18 protein-coding genes are annotated in these 20470 nt (G+C 54.2%); 8 read left to right on the forward strand and 10 right to left on the reverse strand.

What is annotated here, in order from left to right:
* Window positions 1–372: 372 nt before the first annotated feature.
* Entirely contained in the window at window positions 373–1236 is an 864-nt protein-coding gene (locus CFELI_RS13500; protein WP_310129445.1) for an NUDIX hydrolase, read from the forward strand.
* Entirely contained in the window at window positions 1233–4025 is a 2793-nt protein-coding gene (locus CFELI_RS13505) for a hypothetical protein (protein ID WP_277103284.1), read from the forward strand. The genes CFELI_RS13500 and CFELI_RS13505 overlap by 4 nt, the downstream gene beginning before the upstream one ends.
* A 15-nt stretch (window positions 4026–4040) precedes the next feature.
* Here the strand turns inward: CFELI_RS13505 and CFELI_RS13510 are convergent, their stop codons facing one another.
* Entirely contained in the window at window positions 4041–4331 is a 291-nt protein-coding gene (locus CFELI_RS13510) for a hypothetical protein (RefSeq protein WP_277103283.1), read from the reverse strand.
* A gap of 275 nt (window positions 4332–4606) precedes the next feature.
* Here CFELI_RS13510 and CFELI_RS13515 point away from each other — a divergent pair, with 275 nt between their 5' ends.
* The gene (locus tag CFELI_RS13515) at window positions 4607–5047 is read left to right on the forward strand and encodes a hypothetical protein (protein ID WP_277103282.1); all 441 of its coding nucleotides are present in this window, start codon (window positions 4607–4609) and stop codon (window positions 5045–5047) included.
* 227 nt (window positions 5048–5274) lie between these two features.
* Here CFELI_RS13515 and CFELI_RS13520 read toward each other — a convergent pair whose 3' ends face one another.
* On the reverse strand, window positions 5275–5400 hold the full coding sequence (locus CFELI_RS13520; RefSeq protein ID WP_277103281.1) for a hypothetical protein: 126 nt from the start codon (window positions 5398–5400) through the stop codon (window positions 5275–5277).
* A gap of 354 nt (window positions 5401–5754) precedes the next feature.
* Between CFELI_RS13520 and CFELI_RS13525 the strand changes: the two genes are divergently transcribed.
* From CFELI_RS13525 to CFELI_RS13545, 5 genes are all read left to right on the forward strand, one after another.
* Window positions 5755–9273 carry a murein biosynthesis integral membrane protein MurJ gene (locus CFELI_RS13525; RefSeq protein WP_277103280.1) on the forward strand — a complete coding sequence of 1173 codons (3519 nt, stop codon included), beginning with the start codon at window positions 5755–5757 and terminating at the stop codon, window positions 9271–9273.
* A 591-nt stretch (window positions 9274–9864) separates the two neighbouring features.
* The gene (locus tag CFELI_RS13530) at window positions 9865–10494 is read left to right on the forward strand and encodes an RNA polymerase sigma factor (RefSeq protein WP_277103279.1); all 630 of its coding nucleotides are present in this window, start codon (window positions 9865–9867) and stop codon (window positions 10492–10494) included.
* A 411-nt stretch (window positions 10495–10905) separates the two neighbouring features.
* Window positions 10906–11835, forward strand: coding sequence for a thioredoxin-disulfide reductase (gene trxB, locus CFELI_RS13535; protein ID WP_277103278.1), 930 nt, complete (start codon window positions 10906–10908; stop codon window positions 11833–11835).
* Window positions 11836–11931: 96 nt separating this feature from the next.
* A complete protein-coding gene (gene trxA, locus CFELI_RS13540; protein WP_277103277.1) occupies window positions 11932–12255 on the forward strand; it encodes a thioredoxin in 324 nt (107 codons plus the stop codon).
* Window positions 12256–12365: 110 nt separating this feature from the next.
* Window positions 12366–13547, forward strand: a complete 1182-nt coding sequence (locus CFELI_RS13545; RefSeq protein WP_277103276.1) for an N-acetylmuramoyl-L-alanine amidase — start codon at window positions 12366–12368, stop codon at window positions 13545–13547.
* Between the two features lie 91 nt (window positions 13548–13638).
* Here the strand turns inward: CFELI_RS13545 and CFELI_RS13550 are convergent, their stop codons facing one another.
* The 8 genes from CFELI_RS13550 to rpmH form a co-directional block, all read right to left on the reverse strand.
* Window positions 13639–14292 (reverse strand): hypothetical protein, encoded by a 654-nt coding sequence (locus tag CFELI_RS13550; RefSeq protein WP_290259067.1) that lies wholly within the window; start codon window positions 14290–14292, stop codon window positions 13639–13641.
* Window positions 14293–14331: 39 nt separating this feature from the next.
* Window positions 14332–15348, reverse strand: a complete 1017-nt coding sequence (locus CFELI_RS13555; RefSeq protein WP_277103274.1) for a ParB/RepB/Spo0J family partition protein — start codon at window positions 15346–15348, stop codon at window positions 14332–14334.
* 43 nt (window positions 15349–15391) lie between these two features.
* Window positions 15392–16324 (reverse strand): ParA family protein, encoded by a 933-nt coding sequence (locus CFELI_RS13560; protein ID WP_277103273.1) that lies wholly within the window; start codon window positions 16322–16324, stop codon window positions 15392–15394.
* A 94-nt stretch (window positions 16325–16418) separates the two neighbouring features.
* Window positions 16419–17078 carry a 16S rRNA (guanine(527)-N(7))-methyltransferase RsmG gene (gene rsmG, locus CFELI_RS13565; RefSeq protein ID WP_277103272.1) on the reverse strand — a complete coding sequence of 220 codons (660 nt, stop codon included), beginning with the start codon at window positions 17076–17078 and terminating at the stop codon, window positions 16419–16421.
* Between the two features lie 299 nt (window positions 17079–17377).
* Entirely contained in the window at window positions 17378–18334 is a 957-nt protein-coding gene (gene yidC, locus CFELI_RS13570) for a membrane protein insertase YidC (RefSeq protein ID WP_277103271.1), read from the reverse strand.
* A 239-nt stretch (window positions 18335–18573) separates the two neighbouring features.
* Complete coding sequence (yidD, locus tag CFELI_RS13575; RefSeq protein ID WP_277103270.1) at window positions 18574–18858, reverse strand: membrane protein insertion efficiency factor YidD; 285 nt, start codon at window positions 18856–18858, stop codon at window positions 18574–18576.
* On the reverse strand, window positions 18815–19204 hold the full coding sequence (rnpA, locus tag CFELI_RS13580; protein WP_277103269.1) for a ribonuclease P protein component: 390 nt from the start codon (window positions 19202–19204) through the stop codon (window positions 18815–18817). The genes yidD and rnpA overlap by 44 nt, the downstream gene beginning before the upstream one ends.
* 36 nt (window positions 19205–19240) lie before the next feature.
* The gene (rpmH, locus tag CFELI_RS13585; RefSeq protein WP_277103315.1) at window positions 19241–19384 is read right to left on the reverse strand and encodes a 50S ribosomal protein L34; all 144 of its coding nucleotides are present in this window, start codon (window positions 19382–19384) and stop codon (window positions 19241–19243) included.
* Window positions 19385–20470: the final 1086 nt, after the last annotated feature.

Consider the following 20470-nt stretch of genomic DNA (forward strand, 5'->3'; position numbering starts at 1 on the left):
CGATCACTTACGATGACTGAAAAAATCCAGCCACCGACCAACCCCTCCGGGGATAAACGGACCGGTGACTCACGTCAGCGCCGTCGTCGGCGCCGAGGTCGGGGACGCGGCCACGGAAACTCCAACCAACGCACCCCCGAAAACTCCACCACCGGAGCACCCACCTCAGCGACGTCGACGAACAACGCTCGACGACACGGCACCCCAGCCCCACAGCGCACCAGCGACGGGGCCAATTCGCGTGCCACAAACACAGGCGAGAACAAGCGCGCACGTAAAAACAGCGGACATCAGCACAATAAAAACCGCAAGCAGCGCACCGAATCCCGCACCCACAGTGGCCAGCCCACCCCTAACCAGTTAGCCCACACCGTGCAGCCCACCGCCACCACACCCACCCCACCACGCTTCTCAGCACTGGACACCCCACACAACCTGCCACCCACAACCACCTCAAGCGAGGTCAGCAGAAACGGGCATCAGGCACGCACTGGGCGTCGACAAGCAGAACGCAACCAGCGCACCGCCACGCGCACCACACACACCCAACGCGACACTCAGCGCGGCACCCACGCACCAGCGCAACTAGCCGAGAAGGACACCGCACCGAGCAAAACTGGCCGCAACCAGCAAAAAACACCAGCCAAAAACCGCAAACGCAGTATCCGCAGCAACCCCCGCAGCAGCACCCCGGCGCGCCGGGGTGTGAAGTATTCCGACTCCTCCACACGGATGGTTGTTCGGGATGAAACCTCTGCGGGCGGGTTGGTCATTTCGGGGCTTGCGGAAGCTGTTGCCGACAACGGGACCGTTGATTTGAGCAAGATTTATGTTGCTCTTATTGGGCGTATGGATCGTCGCGGGCGTTTGCTGTGGTCCATGCCGAAGGGGCATGTGGAGCAGGGTGAAGATATTGCGCACACCGCTGAGCGCGAGGTGTGGGAGGAAACTGGTATTCACGGTGAGGTGATTGCTGAGCTAGGAGTGATCGACTACTGGTTCGTCTCAGATGGGACGAGGATTCACAAGACTGTGCACCATCATCTTCTGCGCTATGTCGATGGGGTACTCAATGATGAAGACCCCGAGGTGACCGAAGTCGCGTGGATTCCTGCCTCCGCATTGTCCGAGCATTTTGCTTATGCCGATGAGCGTAAGCTTGCTCGGATTGCCCACGACATGATCCCCGAATATGCCCGCAAAGAGAAAGCTGAGGGGAGGTCGACCCCGCGGTGAGCACACATCGTTCACTCTCTACTACACCATCGCATCAAGTGCACTACACCCGCGCCACCGCTAAGGAAGCAGCGTGTGCGCGGTGGCGTCGTCGTGGCATTAGCGTGTGCGTTGCTGTGGCGTTGGGTATGTTGGGTAGCGTTCAACCTGTTGTGGTGTTTGCGGATGCGTTGCCGAATTCCCCTTCTGATCCTGCTGCGATTGCGCGCTGGGTTAACCCGGATGTGCGCAGTGCTGATGGGGCTAGTGAGTTAAGCATTTCAGTCACGGGTACCCCTGCCCGCATTGATCTGGGGCAGCAGTTGCTGGTTAATATTCGTATTGCGAATAATTCCCGGCAAGCGCATTCGGGGCTTCTTGTGGTGCCGCAGCATGCGGATGCGCCAGAGTCGCTTGCGCGTGCCCGTGCGTTGCTTGCCGATGCCCCCAGCGCCTACCCCTATTTCGCTCGCACACAGGAGATTTCTGGGCAGCTGCGTCCTGGTGAAGTGCGGGAAATGAAGTTGGTGATCGATACTGCACCGGATGTTTCAGGTGGGCTTAACATTGCTACAGCGGGCATCTACCCCATTCTTATTGCGCTCCAAGATCCAACGACGGGGGCGAAGTTGGATACGCAACGCTTCCTGCTCAGTGTGGGTGCTGTGCCCACTCCGCCGTCTAGTGCACCGCTGCCGCAGGATGCGGCAAATACTGTAGCCGACAACCCTGAGCTTGCCACCCCGACGGCTGATTTTACCCAGCCAGCATCTAGCCCGGTGAAAACATCGGTGCTCTACCCAATCAGTGCGACTGTGGATATTGTGGGTGGCGAAACAGGGGAGTCGAGAGACTTGATCGTGCGCACCGAGGATCTGTCCACCCAGCTGGGGCAAGGTGGGCGACTCGATGAACTGATTGACGATTATTCTGCCGCCGTTGCGGCTTCAGACAAGCTTGCCCAATCGATGTGTCTTGCGCTTGACCCGCAGCTTATCGACGCCGTAGACAGGATGACCCAAGGCTATAAGGTAGCGGCAACCCGGCCAAGCTCAGTTGCCCAAAACCGACGTTTGCGCGATTCCTGGACCATGGGCGCTGATGAATTTGAGCACACCCCAGGCCAAGGAGTGCAGGCTGCCAAAAACTGGTTGGAACGTGTGAAAAAGCTCTCGCAGGAATCCAGCTGCGTCATCGCCTTGCCGTGGGCAAATACGGATCTGAATGCGGTGTCAGCTACCGGAAACGATTGGCTGATGCGCGAGGCGCTGCAGCGCGGCAACGACACTCTCAACCGGGTACTCGATATTGCGCCTCGCACCAACATTGTGATCCCCGGTTCCGGTTATATTAGCGAAGCCACCGCAGTTGATCTCGGCTGGGCTGATCAAGCCCACCTGCTAGGGGAGAAGACCCCGCACAGTCCAGCAGATGCTGTGGCTGGCACTCATGGCACCCACACGGGTGACACAGCAGCCCCAGATACTACCCACGGTGGAAACGAACACTCCGCTGCACAGGAAACACCACCGGCGAATACTGATGTTGCCGTCGGCACCACCATGGAAGGACTTACTGACCCCTCGCGCTTAGCACATTCCATTGACCAAGCCTGGGATAATGATCGCGACAATGCTGGCCACCATCATCCCGCACCTGTACCTTCGACTCCTGTCACTGTGATGGTGGCCGACAATACTGTGTGGGAAGCTCCCACAGTGGATCGCTTTAGTCATCTAGCCCCCGGCGTGCGGGCTGTGAGCTATTCCGGTTCGCTTGCGGCCATCCTCGCTGAAGCCTCCAACCATCCCGTGACCATTGGGTTTAGTAATTACAGCAACCGCTTCGACTATCGCAGCGATTCCCAGGCGGCGCGTCGCGCCACCGCCGATTCGGCCATCCGCATGACCATTGCTGAGCATCAGCGTCGGGGCGATACTCAGCCAATGCTCATCCCCTTCCCTGCAGCCATGACTGATTCCACCATCTGGCTGAAAACTCTCATTGAGCTTTTCGACCACAACATCACCACCCCTGTGGATTTACGGGAGTACCTTAACCCCAGCAGCAGCCAAGAAGCCGAACTCAACCAGCTCGTGGCCGCTGCACCGGTGGCGGAAAACACCCGCTTTGGCGCACCTTTTGATGACCCCACCACCATTTCCGATACCGAAATTTTACGGGCGCGTCGGCAAGCAGAATCTATCGATAACGTCACCCAGCTTCTACTCAGCGACCCAGTGATCACGCTGACCCCTTACGGTTTCACCGAACCGCTGCGCAAAGATATACTTCGGGCTTTTACACACAATCAGCGCCAATCAATGGGCACCTTCGATTCGCATGTTTCATGGGCGAACGACCTTCTCAACGCGAACCGGGATATTCTTACCGAACTGCGTAATTCTGTGAGTTTGCGCCCACCGGGCAACGTATACACCCGAATCTCCGATGCTTCACCCTTGTTGATTGTTGCCCAAAATGGTTTGCCACTGCCGGTTGATGCCCGCATCCGCTATTCCGGCCCTGAGGGAAGCGAAATCCATGTCCCTGACACATTATTCATCCCGGCTAAGGGGTCGATCACTGTGCAGATGACCGCTGATCTAGTCGACGATTCCGAAGGCCGCACCGACCTGAACCTGTGGTTGGCAGCAAACAATGATGCCGCTATTTCCGATCCTGTCACCATTGGTGTGCGCACACGCTCGGGTATCCTCGGCGCCTCCGGCCTTGCTGCAGCAGTGCTCATCGGTTTAGCTGTCACACTGGTTGGGCGCGTGATTGTGCGCAAAAAGCACAGGGCGTAACTTAAGCTACAACAGCTAACGGAAGTAGGAGAATATAAAGGTGACAGTCCACGCTAACACCACCAGCAACACACCAGTGAGCAGCCGTGAAGCTCTTTTCTTTCGTGTGTTACTCAGTTCATCCCACCCGCGCTGAAGCGCATAAGTGAAGCCGAAAAAGACCATAAATTTCAGAAGGTACGCCCATGCAGGCAACCGGTCAGCGGCAAAGATCTCTCTATCTGGTGTAAATGCAAGCGCAACTAGAAATGCAAACCCCGCATTATTCCACGCAGCTAAGCGTTTATCAGAGTTTATCGTAGCCATTGAAACCTCCGCACTACTGTCAAAATTCGCGTGACGTACCTTTGAGCCCTCATACAGTTACACCCAAGAATAGTGCATGAATTCCACCTCGGTAAGGGAAGTATGATCCAGGGATAAAGCCACAGAGTTTCATACCGCCACCACGCTTCCACAAAGCTACTAGGCTCGATGGTGGTGTTGGTGTTGTCAGGGTTGTTCTCCCACGCGCACGGACATCTCCCCTCACCTGTACAAAGCTGTCGTCTCTTTGAGCTTTCATCCACGAAAGGTTCTTGATGTCTGAAAAGTCCCACCCACATTCACTATCGGTAGAAAAATACGACACCAATCAGCTTGCCTCGCTTGACGGGTTTGAGGCCTATATACACCCCCATTATTTAGTGGCGTTCTGGGAAGAAAGAATTGATCCAACCGGTGATGGGGAAACCTACTGGCATCAAATCTCCTACATCCTTGGTGGCGCACAAAATGTTGTTGAGGCAATTGAATGGGAAAAAGAAAATGCGCACGGGCGGCCTTCCGCAACTTTTGGCCTCTTCAGGGAGAACATCCACAACATTCCTGAGCCAGGCACGTGGCCGCAGTTGCCGGAAGACCAAAGCGCCCCTGACCTCGTACTTCGCCTCCATGGTGCGATACCGCAGGGCACAATCCTGGATGAGAATAATTTTTTCGAATTTACCACCCACATGATGGTTGATGAGGAGGACTCTTAAAAAAACCCTACGCACCGTAGCGAAAAGCACACCTATAAATACGCGGGAATTGATTCAAAAATACTGATTCGACTTTCAGCACACAAGTGAAAAATTGACCTGCGGTTTTACAGGTAGCACTTGCTCTATGTCGAATCAATATTTCTCTTATATATCCAAAGCCCCACGACCCTACTAAGAACAGTGCTACCGATGCACGCACGATCACAAAGTGGATGCGATGAATATCACGCGATTGATTGACTTCCGCGCCCTGATGATCCCGTGAATAGATCATGGTCGAAACTTAAAGAGTTACCCAATGCGGCGGAAGGCTCAAGCGCGCAGCTGTTGAAGATCAGTGTGATAGTCATGAACCCAACCATTCTGAATGCACACGCTCCCGCGTGCTTAGACTTGAGGTTCCACCCGCCACATCCTCATAACCACAGGTTGGGGTTTCACAAGCGGATTTCTGCTGAGAAAAACTCAGTGTGTTAACGCTGGGCACTAACTGGTGAAAACTACCGAATCAGGCAATAAAATGGGAAAACAATAAAGCAACCAATTATCAACCGGCGCAGAGGGAGAAACGCCTTGTGCACTCAACCCCATCGAGCGTTGATTTCCATTCTGGCCCACAGAAGCGAGACAATAGAAAGCTTTAGGTGGCTGTGCGCCAGCACAACCCCCGCCAACCAAAATCTCAACAGTTAAAGGAGAGTGGCGTGAGCGATCACGACCAGCAGCCAGGCTTGCGTGGCCGCATAATCGAGCCAGCACCACCGGCACCCGTACCCAAAGTGCGAAAAGCCACCACTCGGCGCAGGAACCCCCAAGACCGCTCCGCCCTCAAATCAGCACCCCAAGCCGCCGCAGACACCACAACGACTGTCGCAACCCTCACCCCCGGTGAACAACTCCACACCGCGGCACACAGTGCGCGCGAAGGAGAACAAGTGACGGCGTCGACAAGCACAAGCGCCGACAGCCCGCGCTCCACCGACGAAGATGTTGTCCGCTCCTCCGGCTCCATGGCAGTAGCAACACTGTGCAGCCGCATCACCGGATTCTTGCGCAATGTTTTCATCACCGCCACCCTCGGCGGCGCCATCGCCTCCGCCTTCAACACCGCAAACACACTGCCGAACCTCGTCATCGAAATCGTACTCGGCGCAGTGCTCACCTCCCTCGTAGTGCCGGTGCTCGTGCGCGCCGAAAAAGAAGACCCCGACCGCGGCGAAGCCTTCATCCGACGACTTTTCACCCTCGCCGCAACACTGCTCGGCAGCGTCACCATCATCGCAGTGATAGCAACACCACTGCTCGTGACCGCCAACCTCGGCAGCGAAGGCAAAGTCAACCTCACACAAGCCACCGGATTCGCCTACTGGCTGCTGCCCCAAATCTTCTTCTACGGCATGTTCTCGCTACTCATGGCGATCTTGAACACCAAGGGAATATTCAAACCCGGGGCGTGGGCGCCGGTGATCAACAACATCATCGTGCTCATCGTCATGGCCGCATACTGGCTAGTGCCCGGCGAACTCACCCCAGGTGAAGCCGCCGGAATCTTCGACCCCCACATCATGCTGCTCGGCGTCGGCACCACACTCGGCGTCATCGTGCAAGCCCTGATCATGGTGCCCTACATCAAAAAAGCAGGAGTCTCGCTCAAACCCTTGTGGGGAATCGACGAACGCCTCAAACAATTCGGCGGCATGGCAGCAGCCATCATTGTCTATGTTGCCATCAGCCAGCTCGGCTATATCGTCACCACCCGCATCGCCTCTGCCGCCGACGCCGCAGCGCCCAACATTTACCAGCAAGCATGGCTGTTGCTGCAAGTACCCTACGGCATCATCGGCGTGACCCTGCTGACCGCAATCATGCCGCGGCTTTCCCGCAACGCCGCTGATGGCGACGACAAAGCAGTCACGCGCGACCTCGTGATGGGCTCCAAACTCACCTTCATCGCCCTGATCCCCATCGTCGTTTTCTTCACCATCTTCGGTACCTGGATCGCCCGCGGTTTGTTCGCCTACGGCCAGTTCGACGGCCCCGAAGCCACCATCTTAGGTTGGACGCTGAGCTTCTCCGCCTTCACCCTCTTGCCCTACGCCATGGTGCTGCTTCATTTGCGCGTGTTCTACGCCCGCGAAGAAGCCTGGACACCTACCTTCATCATCGCCGGAATTACCGCCACCAAAGTCGCGCTGTCAATCCTGGCCCCCTTCTTTGCTACCTCGCCGTCGCGCGTGGTTATTTTGCTCGGTGCGGCTAATGGTTTCGGCTTCGTCGCCGGTGCTGTCATTGGCGCATTCTTGCTACGCCGCAAACTCGGCAACCTTGGCACCAAAGATGTTGCCCGCACCTGCGTGTGGGCGCTTGGTGCCTCCGCTGTGGGTGGCGCTGTAGCCTTCGGCGCGGGGCTTGGCCTGGATATGATTGCAGGGTCGCTTTTCGACGCCCTGGGCTCCGTCGGCTACCTCGTCCAGCTTGCCATTACCGGCACTTTATTCCTGATTGTCACCGGTCTTGTGATCTCCCGCTCCGGTTTGCGCGAAGTGATCAAGCTCGGACAAATGCTGCGCCGCATCCCAGGCATGAGCCGCATTATCAAGGAAGCAGACGATGTTGAGCTGCCCACCATCAAAGGCGATGATCTTAGAATCGAAGCGACCTACATCGACGACACCTTCAACGCCACCCCAGTCCCACCACCGATGTCGGCTGGTATTGTGCGCGGCCCCCGCTTGGTACCCGGCGCAGAGGTATCCGACGGTAGCTTCCGCCTGCTCGTCGATCACGGCAGCGTGCCCGGCGCCCGCTTCTGGCGCGCTATTGAGAAAAACAGTGGTAGGGAAGTGGCACTGACCTTCGTCGATACTTCCGGCCAAGCCCCCATGGCGCCGCTGAGTCCCGCCGAAGCCCAAGCCGCCGCCGACCGTGTGAAGGTGCGCACCCTTGCGCTCGCTGGAATCGGTGGGGAAGCAATCGCGAAAAACATTGAGGTGCGCGCCTACCGCAACGGCTGCCTGATCATCGCCGACTGGGTGCACGGTTCACCACTGGCGAAAGTTGCAGCCGATGCCGAAGGCGAAATCAACCCCTACGCCGCCGCGCACGCACTCGCACCACTGGTTGCGGCCTCGGAGCACAAAACTCTCGGCCTCGACAACCGTGCCCGCATCCGCATTAACACCGCAGGCGTTGCCGTGCTCGCCTTCCCCGCAGTACTCGATGATGCGTCTCATGAACGCGATCTGCGCTCGCTGCGCACCGCACTCTCAGCGCTTATCGACGCCGCCACCGCACCGAGCGACATCCAACAACTTCTCACCTGCGAACTCGAACAGATCCCTGCAGCCTTCCGTGCACAACAAGCACCGCAGGATAACAATGGCGTGGCCGACACTGAGCAAGAATTTAGCCGCGACACCACTGTTCGCCCAGAAGAACCCGCGTTGAAGGTGGTCGCACAAGCAGCACCACAACGTGTGGAAGAACCCGTCGGCGGTTTCGGCCGCAAGGGCTATAGCCGTGCCGCTACCACGGTGGTATTCATCGCCGCCACCGCGCTCGTTATCGCCGCAGCCGTGATTACCGCCTACCTCACCTCCTTGTTCAACAGCGGTAAGGAACAAGCACCGATTAAGCCACAAACCATTGCCCACGAAAGCAGCAGCATGCTCATGCCCGATGTGATCCTCACACCGAGCATGAGCACCGGATGGCGGGAAGAAAGTCTCAGCGCCGCATTCGCCACCGACCGCGACTCCACCACCGTGTGGCATGCAGACGCGGGCCACGGCGTGCTGATGAACTTGGATGCACCTCACGAACTCAACCGCGTCGCTTTATCCACCACCACACCTGGATTTAAGGTGCGCATCTTCGGTGTACAAGAAGCTAAAACCATCACGAACAGCACCTCGCTGAACGAACTTCTTGCCCAAAGCATTTTGGCCGAAAAGCAGGTGGATACAACCTTGACCACCATCGATATCGAATCCCGCACCAAAGTGACTCAAGTACTGGTCTATATCGAACAAGTAGCACCAAAGAAAAATACTGACGACACACACACCACCACCGGTGTGGATATCTCTGAAATCACTTTGGTCGGCCAACCCTACAACACTTTAGGCTCCGCACCATGCGGTACCCCCGCAGTAAACTCAACGCCCTTTCTGCCCACAATCGCAGAAGGGGCGTTTTCGCATGCCACGATACCCCTTAGCTGATCATTTTTCTGTGCGAAATTTCAGCAGGGGAGAAGGGTGGTGAGTGTACATCAGCACAACAAAGAATTGCTTAAGAATAGATATTATTTTTCTTACTAAAAATATATGGGACCGCGAACTCATTCGACCTTATACCCCAGGGACCATCCCCCTCACACCTGCAGTTTTCACCCTGTTTCACCCCGAAAAAAGCAGATACAAACAGTTTACTTAAGATAAAAGGGGTGATTGTGGGGACACCATTTTGGGGGAAACGCTGGAGCGCTCAGCTTCCACACGAGCTTTAAACACGAATAGACACACGCACTAACCTATGGACATATCCCCATAAAACTGGGCATATTGTGATTCGGATTGAGTTTATTACTCGGTTCGGAAAAGCATTGCAAGATATTTTAGGGAAGAATTTTTTTCTTCTAATTGCTAGACAAGGCACCTGTTCAAACCAATAATGACTGTACTTGCCCACTAGGGGTGACATGCGGAAAAGCACAGTCCACCTGCACGGCAAGCCAACTATCACAACCACTAAGAAAATACTGAAATCAATAAAATTTAGGCAAGACTTTAGTCTTTCGCGGAGGTGACACCATGGCACAATCCCGGCGAGAATCCACAATGCCTGGCACCCATGAACTCGTCGATCTCGGAGAACAAGAATTGATCCGAGCCTACCTCGACGGCGCACACAGCGCCTTCGAGGAAATCGTAACGCGACACAAAGAACAAATGACGTGGGTGGCCAAGAAATACTCCCGATGCGAATCAGACACCGAAGAAATCCTACAAGAAGCCCTTCTCAAAGTCTCAACCAAACTCGAAACCTACAAAGGTACCGCACCGCTGCAAGCCTGGCTCAACAAAATCGTGGCCCACACCGGCTATGACCGCAGAACCAAAGAAACCGTTCCAGAAGACTTCATCGTGGACGACCCTAGCTACAACCACTACCTCAATTCCATACTCAGCCACGACCCATTCGCAGAATTCCTCGAACAACTCTTCATGAGCACCGAAATCCGAAACGCTCTCAACGAAATCTCACACAAATACCGCACCGCCATCATCCTGGTAGACCTACTCGGATACACCATCGAAGAGGCAGCAGAACTACAAAAAGTCGAACCCATCACCATCCGCACCCGCCGATCACGCGGACGCTCCATGATGAAAAATATCTTAAGCAGGCCCCCATACAACGGCAACACACTGTGGGGCTAACCCCCAGCAATGAACACGCCACAGGTGGTGACGACGTCGTCAGCACGTATCACGGCGAGAGCATGCAGTGCCGCATGCCCGCCATCGTCGCCATGCACCACTCCAAGAAACGCTCAGAAGGGGAGGGAAATCGGCGCTGCGTAGCCTTGCGTAGCAGCACAAGGATTAAGGGGCGACCGATTATATTCATCACAGCGGGCGCTTCTGAGCTGGAGGGAAGTAGCGGCAGGGAATAGACTATACTTCTCAATTGTTAGGCTTTATAGAAGGTTAGTACATCTATAACTACTGCCTTTTGATTTATAGTGAAAGATAATAGAGAAGAAAGATCTTCACCCCCTCGTGTACAACCAGTACACACCCGCCCATCAATGCCCACAATTTCCCCGTGAAAGGTACTTGCGACGCACCATGTCTGAGATCCATAACGTCATCATCATCGGCTCTGGGCCTGCAGGTTATACTGCGGCTTTATATGCCGCACGCGCCGATCTGAAACCACTTGTCTTCGAAGGCTTCGAATACGGTGGGTCATTGATGACAACCACAGAGGTAGAAAACTTCCCAGGTTTCAAAGACGGAATCTTAGGGCCCGAATTGATGGAAAACATGCGCGCCCAAGCTGAGCGCTTCGGCGCAGACCTGCGCATGGAAAACGTCACCAAAGTGGAGCTCGAAGGCGAAACGAAAAAAGTCTGGGTTGACGACAAACTCTTCGAAGCACGCGCCGTCATTCTCGCCACCGGCTCCGCACCTCGCTACATTGGCGCACCTGGCGAACAGGAACTGCTTGGCCGCGGCGTATCGGCATGCGCGACCTGCGACGGTTTCTTCTTCCGCGACCATGACATCGCAGTCGTCGGCGGCGGCGATTCCGCAATGGAAGAAGCAATCTTCTTAACTAAGTTCGCACGATCAGTTACCATCGTTCACCGCCGCGAAGAATTCCGCGCCTCCAACATCATGCTCGAACGCGCACGGGCAAACGAGAAGATTACCTTCCTCACCAACAAGGTGGTTACCCGCGTCACTGGCGACAACGCCGTCAGCGGACTGGAACTACAAGACACAGTCACCGGTGAAACTTCCACACTGAATGTCACCGCCATGTTCGCAGCCATCGGACACGATCCTCGCTCCGAGATGTTCCGCGACGTGGTCAACTGCGATGAGGCCGGCTACGTCCTCGTCGAACACCCCTCCACCAAGACCAACGTTCCAGGTGTCTTCGCCATCGGTGACCTCGTCGACAGCCACTACCAGCAGGCAATCACCGCCGCTGGCTCCGGCTGCCGTGGCGCCATCGACGCCGAGCACTACCTCGAAGCCCTTGCCAACTAACACAACGATCCAAGGCACGCTTCGCACCGCAGATGCGTCGCGCTATCCACTTCACTTCTACGTACCCACACATCGTCAAGAAAGGTAAACCCTACAATGAGCAAAGCAGTAGCAGTAACCCAAGACACCTTCCGTTCCGTCGTTGTTGAATCCGATAAACCAGTCCTAGTCGACTTTTGGGCAGAATGGTGCGGCCCCTGCAAGAAGCTTGGCCCAATCCTCGACGAAGTTGCCGCAGAGCTTGACGGCAAGGTCGTTGTAGCAAAGGTTGATGTGGACAAAGAACGTACCCTAGGCGCAATGTTCCAGATCATGTCGATCCCTACCGTGCTGATTTACAACAACGGCGAAAAGGTCGATGAATTTATTGGCGCACGCTCTAAGTCCGAGATCGTGGCGCTCCTGCAAAAGTACATCTAACTGGTATCCTTATTTCAGCAGTATTCCCTAGTAAACACGCAATATTCTTAGGAAATAATTATATTTGTCGAGGAATATTGTTTACTGACTGAAGAAAAGAGAGGATAAGCGTGACTGAAGTTCTAAGGGCAGGAGACCGAAGCCCACGCGTAGCCGAAGTTCGTGCTGCGCTGGCGAGGCTGGGACTCGTACCCGAGTTCGGCGACGACGTCCAGTCGGAGCAGGTACTGAAGGAATCAGACACGTATTTCGATGATGCTTTAGTCAGTGCACTAAGGGGATTCCAACAATCCCGCGGCATCATCGCCTCCGGAGACATCGACGACACCACCCTCAGGGTGCTGCGCGAAGCCTCCTACCACCTAGGTGCCCGCGTATTGCAATACGTACCGCAGAACGAAATGATCGGCGACGACGTATATCAGCTCCAGCAGCAGCTCCACGAGCTCGGTTTCTACACCGACCGCGTCGACGGTCATTTCGGGCCCTGCACCCACGCAGCCCTCATCAACTACCAGATGAACTATGGGCTCAACATGGACGGCATTTGTGGCCCCAACACAATCCGCGCCCTAAGCCTCTTAGGGCGCCGAATCACCGGCGGCTCACCCACCATCCTCCGCGAACGCGAACGCGTGCGTGACGCAGGCCCACGCCTCACCGGCAAACGCGTGGTCATCGACCCTGCCTTGGGCGGCACCAACAGCGGTTTAACCGTCAAAGGGCTCTACGGTGACATCACCGAAGAAGAACTCATCTGGGACCTCGCCAGCCGCGTGGAAGGCCGCATGATTGCCGCAGGCATGGAAACAATCATTTCCCGCCCCCGCAAACACGACCTATCCGCCCAAGAGCGTGCCGACGTCGCCAACGCCTTCGGCGCCGACCTCATGATCTGCCTAAAAGCAGACCGATATCCCAACGACAAAGCCTCCGGCTGCGCCACTTTCTACTTCGGCTCCGACAAAGGAAATTACTCCATGATCGGGGAGTTGCTCTCAGGATTCATTCAACGAGAAATTGTGGCCCGCACCAAACTCGTCAACTGTGGAAACCACGGACGAAGCTGGGATTTACTCCGACTCACCCAAATGCCCTGCATCGAAGTAGTCACCGGATACTTAAGCAACCCAGGCGACGTACGCATCCTCACCAACCCCTCCAAACGCGACGCCATCGCCGAAGCCATCGTCGTAGCCGTCAAACGGCTCTACCTCATGGACCAAGACGACCAACCCACCGGAACCTACACCTTCTTAGAACTAGTCGAACAAGAAAAACTCGAAGCATAAAAACCACACTGCTACACACCAATCCCCTCACTTTTCGTCCGCATAGATGAACACAAAGCGAGGGGACTAATCATAAAACCACCCCCAGGGCTTAGTTTTGAAGCACCAACTCTTCAACTTCCTTCGCCAACAACAAACCTCGCTTCGGCGGCAAATCCAACCGCAACCGAGGAAACAGCGGGTGATCAACATGCACATAAAACCCCGCAGCCTGCAAAATTTCGCAACTAATCATCCCAATCCGATCCACCCCACGCGAAATAACCCGCAAATCCTCAGGCAAAGGTGCACCAGGATCCTCAACAAAATCAGGCCGGAAAGCAAAAGCCTCAACCGCAGACACATTTTTGCTCATCAACTCCATGATAACGGCGTCGACAAGCACAGCCTCCAAACCCGTATGCGCAATAACAGGATCAATATGCAACGAACTGAGCAAATACGCATCGTCCGACGCGGGAGCAGTAGGCAGCACAACAGCCCCAGGAGCCAAAGAGCGCGGACAAAACAAGATTGTGGCAATCGCACGAATCGGAGCCACCCCAGGGCGCTCATGCACCAAATTAAAGCCACAGCTGCCCTGCTCCAACAAGCGGGAGGCAAGCCACGCTTCTTTCTCTAAACTAAAGTCAGCGGTGCGCCCCTGAGACGCGCCAGGACACATTTCCCAAAACACACTCTGGGCACACCAGTGATGCACCAAGGGAATATCCTCAGTGCTAATCTTTCGCAACTGTGCATCCATGATTTCACTTTAGCGAAAGAGCAGAAAAATGTGACGGGGTTAACCTTTCGAGGAAAGGATCGACATGATCCGCTCGAAATCTTCCTTACCCCCGAACTCCACCACAATCTTGCCCCTACGCTTACCCATGGTGACAGAGACCTTCGTATCCAAATCATCAGCAAGCACATCGGCAGCCTGCGTCAAGTACTCAGGAGTCGGAGCTTTTTCCCGCTTCTTCGGTTCCTTCTCCTCGCCCCGGTTCGCCAGCGTCACAGCCTCCTCGGTGGCACGAACACTCAAACCTTCAGCAATAATGCGCTCAGCCAGCATCTCCTGTGCCGCCTTGCCCTGCTTCAACCCCAACAATGCGCGGGCATGCCCAGCAGTCAAAACCCCGGCAGCGACCTTACGCTGCACCGAAAGTGGCAATTGCAGCAAACGCATCATGTTCGTAATCACAGGACGTGAACGACCCAAACGATCAGCCAACTCATTCTGAGTCACACCAAACTCTTCAAGCAACTGCTCATAAGCTGCAGCCTCTTCCAAAGGATTCAGCTGCACACGGTGAATATTCTCCAACAGAGCATCCCGCAGCATGGACGAATCTTCCGTCTCACGCACAATCGCAGGAATAGCATGCACGCCAGCCTTCGACGCAGCCCTCCAACGACGCTCACCCATGATGATCTCAAAACGACCATCCGCAGGGCGCACCACAATAGGCTGCAGCAACCCGAATTCCCGAATGGAATGCACGAGCTCGCCCAAATCATCCTCATCGAACACCCTGCGCGGGTTCTTCGAATTAGGGATGATCATCCCAATAGGAATCTCACGATAATGCGCCCCAAACTCGCCAGCCTCAGAAGCAGAAGAATCCGAAGAATCAGCAGCCTGAGCCAAAATAGGGTTAATTAACGCACCACTGGGGTCGCGGGGTTTCGGCTTCTTCGGCGCACCACCCATGAGAATATCGGCAGCGCCCTGGCCCAAAGCGGAATCAGGGGTGGAGGTAATCAACGCAGCTAGGCCACGGCCCAAGCCGCCCTTTCGGGATTCTTGCGGGTTCATTGAGTCAAGGCTTCCTTTCACCACAAGGCAATAGAGTGGACACTTACTTCGCTTTATTCAGTGGAGGTCGGCCAATTGCGCCCGAAGTCTCATCAGGCAAATAATCGCCACGAATCGCCAACTCACGCGCAGCATCCAAATACGCCATAGCGCCCCGAGAACCGGGATCGTAATGCAGCACCGTCTGGGAATAGCCGGGGGCCTCAGAAACCTTGACAGAACGTGGAATCTTCGTACGCATCACCACTTCACCGAAGTGCTGACGAACCTCACCAATAACCTGCTCCGCCAACTTCGTGCGGGCATCATACATGGTCAAAAGAATTGCCGAAATATGCAGGTTCGGGTTCAAATGCTGACGAATCATCGAAATATTGTTCAGCAGCTGACCCACACCTTCCAGCGCGTAATACTCACACTGGATGGGAATCAAAACCTCGTCAACAGCGGTCATTGCGTTAATTGTGAGCAGCCCGAGGGAAGGGGGGCAATCAATAAACACATAGTCGAAACCTGCATCACGAATAAATGGTGAACGCAACGCATCACTTAAACGATATTCTCGTCGCACCATCGACACCAGTTCAATCTCCGCACCAGCCAAATCAATAGTGGCAGGGATGCAGAAAAGATTCTCGCTTGCCGTCGACTGTTGCATGGCCTGTTCGGCAGTGCATTCACCGATCAACAATTCGTAGCTCGACGGAGTTCCTGCTCGGTGATCGACGCCCAATGCGGTCGACGCATTACCCTGTGGATCAAGATCCACCACAAGAACTTTCAAACCATTAATCGCAAGACCTGCGGCCAAGTTTACCGAAGAGGTAGTTTTGCCCACACCGCCTTTTTGATTGGCGACTGTCATATGACGTGGCTTTTCCGGACGTGGCAAAGAAAGCGCATTTGGCGTCAAGACCTGCGCCGCTCGTCGTGCGGCAGCAGCGATCGGGGTATCGTCCCATTTCATATCATCCATGACTACCTAGCTTTCGCCCACCTTTCTGGCCCATTATTTTCGCTTCTCTCACTCTAGTGCGTATTTGCCCGCATAGCCACACTAAATGTGAGCTTTAACGTAGCTTAGTTAATGTAATCAACGTAGTGGGTTCCGATAAGGAATCTCCCACAGTAAGCACGGCGGCCTTGCCACCGCCTGCTCTTTTAATCGCCGCGCCATCCCGCTCAAGTTCCTCGGACACAGAAGCACCCTTCATGGCGATCATTTTTCCGCCCTTTTTCACCAGTGGCAACGACCATCCGGCAAGTTTGCCTAGTGGCGCTACTGCACGAGAGGTCACAATATCCACGAGACCTACTTCAGCGCGGATTGCTTTTTCCTCGGCACGCCCGCGTAAAACAGTGACGTTTTTGAGGCCAAGTTTCTCCTTCACCTCGCCCAAGAACACCGAGCGCTTAAGTAACGGTTCAATGAGCACAATCTGTAAGTCAGGTCGTGCTAACGCTAATGGAATACCTGGTAAACCAGCACCCGAACCAATGTCGGCAACGGTTGCACCTTCCGGCATTACCTCGCCGATTACAGCGCAGTTGAGGATGTGGCGATCCCACAGCCGCGGAAGCTCCCGCGGCCCCATAAAGCCACGCTGAAGACCGTCGGTAGCTAAAAGCTCGTGATATGCACGTGCCTTATCCAGATTGGGGCCAAAAATTTCTGCTGCTTGTGCAGGGGGTTGTACGTCACAGAGATCTTGACCGTTGTCCACCGTCATCTACCTTGGTGCTCCTTCATGAAAATGTGGGCATGTGCAACTTAGTTGTGGACACGCAGGTCGGTGCCCAAGAATGCCCCTAGATCTATTAAAGCTTACACACACTACCTTACATACCCCTCAACCAGTGCTTTTTGGGAAAGCGCGCTGAACTTGGTAGTGAAACTAAAAACCGCTACCAGGACACGCGGAAAAGGTTCTAACCTTTGTGTCACTGGTAGCGGTTTCACGTGAAACTTCACAAACAGTAGTGAAAACTCCCTGTGGCATGGGGTAAAAACTCCCAACCGTCACTTCATTTATTTGGCGCCTTTGCCCTTGTTACGGTTCGGACGCTGGCCTGGCTTTGGTGCTGTTGCACGCTTTGCCTCACGCTTAGCCTGCAATTCTGCTTCTTCCTCGGCGTCCATCTTGGCAAAAATGAATCGCTGCTGGAAGAAGGTCCACACGTTGTTCGACACCATGTAGAACAGCAAACCGATGTGCCACAGAACACCGGTGAGCAAGATAGTCAATGGCAGGAACCACATCATCATCTTGTTCATCATGTCCATTTGCATCTGCATCTGGTCATTAGCTGCTGGCTTCTGCTTACCGGAAGCAATGCGTGCCTTCTGGCGATCGATGCTCATACGTGCATTCAGGTGCAAAGCAACAACGATAATGGCGATCAGCGGGGCAGCCACATAAGTGATGGTAATCCAGGTGAAGTCAACCGGCTGGAATGCCTGATACATATCTTCAGGCATCCAAATGTAGGCAGATAGTGGCACACCGAAGAGACGAGCATCCAGGAAGGACTGCACATCTTCAGCGGAGAAGATGTAGTTGGGGGTCAAACGGTTCTGTTCAATGCTCAGACCCAGCTGGCCTACGCCCGAACCAGTGCGGTTGAAGGAGCGCAGAACGTGGAACAGGCCGATGAATACGGGCATCTGCACCAAGATTGGAAGGCAACCGGCGATTGGGTTGACACCCATCTCCTTTTGGAGTTTGCGAGTTTCCTCCATCATCTTTTGCTGATCGTTCTTGTATTTCGCTTTCAGCTCTTGGATGCGCGGTTGCATTTCTTGCATCTTGCGCATCGAACGCATCTGCTTCATCGTTGGGCGCACCAAGATCACACGGATGGTGACGGTCAGCAGCACGATAGCAAGCACCCACGAGATGCCAGAATCAGGGTCAAACACAAAGCTGACAACTTTGTGCCAGAACCACAGGATGGCCGAGATTGGCCAGTAAATGAAGTTAAGCACGGTGAGTCAAGACTCTTTCTTCAATGGTTGTTTACTTAAATAAGGCGCAAAGAGGAAAAGAGCGTCGAGAAAGCGAGAGAACACTACTGGTGGTTTCACCGAGTGATGTTCTGTGATAGTTCCCGCTGTGAATTGAGCTTTCACCCTGCTTTGCTTCACACAACCTGCGATTCTACAGATTGAACGGCTGCTTGCCTAAAGTTACGGGAACAATCAGCGACATATACGCTGCTATTGAACTATTTTTTCGGCTCGCGTGGGGGAACTGGGTCATATCCACCGGGGTGCCATGGTCCGCATTTGCTTAGCCTGATGAGGGTCATAAAAAATCCGCGAATTGCACCATACCGGTTGAGTGCTTGCAGGGAATAGGCGCTGCACGTGGGTTCGAATCGGCAGGTGGAGCCAGGTTTGAGCGCGGAAATGTAGCGTTGATAGAAGGTGACGCACGCAATGAGTGCGCGTGCGAGGAAAGAGTGCTTAGGCTTTGGGTCGCCGGATTTTTGCGAGTGCTGTTCGCACATCTCGTTCCAATTCCTTCGATGTTGCGGTTGCTGCTGGTGCAAGTGCGCGCAGAACGATGGTTGTTCCGTCTTCAAGTTCGGGCAGAATACCCATGAGGATGTGACGGAGTTTGCGGCTGACACTGTGGCGTGTCACTGCGTTGCCGACAGCTTTGGATACAACGAGTCCGGCACGAGGTGGCGGGGTGAGCAACATGTGAGTGTGCTGGAGTTGCAGATTTTCGCTTGTCGACGTCGCGGGCGGGCGTAGATGCACAACAACGGTACCTCCGCCTGCACGTTTACCTCTCCGAATGGTTTGTTTGAACTCTTCGGAGGAGGTGATTTTATGCTGGTTGGGAAGCACCGTTGATTAGTGGTGTAAAGCTTTTACGTACCGAAATTACGCGGTGAGCTTTGCACGACCCTTGCTACGACGTGCGGCAACGATAGCGCGGCCGGCACGAGTGCGCATACGGATACGGAAGCCGTGCTTCTTAGCGCGACGACGGTTGTTCGGCTGGAACGTCCGCTTACCCTTGGTCACGGTGAACACTCCTACTTGGTTGGAATTTAAGAAATGAGCGTCATAGTGCACAAACCCTTCGGGGATTGAAGAAAGTACCGAAGGGACGTGATCATTCACGCTCATCCTTGAAAATTTTTGGATGATGGTAAATGAGAAGAAAGTTTTCTTGAGCTTGCCATTCCCGCGAAAAGCTTGGTGAAAAAACTCTCCACCAAGTTTCTGGGTATGAAAGTTAAGAAAGCGAGCATCCCACCGTAAGAAAATCATTGGTGGCTGTTCTCTTCTCAAAGCACAAACGATGGACAAGGCAAAATGCCCTGAATCTCGATGTGACAGACTCGTACAGACTACGTGAATAACAAGGCTTCAACCAAATCGACACGCGGGTACCCCCACAACACCCCAGTAATCACATTTTTGTAATTAACCTTGAGTTTCTGCGAACCGCACCCCGCGATTTAATAGTTATCCACAGGCAATTGAGCTCCATGAATAAAAAGATCCGAATCTGAGTGCGAAGAAAACCATTCCCATGTGAACGCCCAAATTTTGCAAGTTAGACAGTAGGGGCTTAAGGCGGGTAACAATAGAAACTAACAACTACAAACTCACACCCTGTGACAAATTGGCCTTGTGGATAACTTTGAGCACGAACCCAAAGTTCGCCATGAAAAATAGCAAAAGCTATGGTCAAAACGTGTAAACCGATTCATACAATTATCCACAATCCGGTGGAATTCTTGTGGATAAGTTTCGCACACACCGGAAAAGGTCACGTTATCCACAGCTGTGGATAAAACTGTGGAACACGTGGTCAGGCAAGGTACGTCGCAGATGTGAGTTGTGGAGGAATGGTGTTTTTCGGTGACTTTCTCGGTGCATATCCACTGTGAATTCACACTAATACGAAAGAAACCACCACAATGTGACCAATAGCACAATGTGGAAGTTTTTTTGGTTTTCACCATTGCTTGTGCAGAAGTGATGAGACTTGTGCTCTTTCGCTTGCTTTTCCCAGTTCAAGACGTGTGTAGCGTTGGTCTGGGGATTAAGGGCAATGCGATTGTACAGAGCGCTGAAAAGAATATAAGGACGACCAATACT

This window comes from Corynebacterium felinum, assembly GCF_030408755.1.
In the GTDB taxonomy this organism is placed as follows: Bacteria; Actinomycetota; Actinomycetes; order Mycobacteriales; family Mycobacteriaceae; genus Corynebacterium; species Corynebacterium felinum.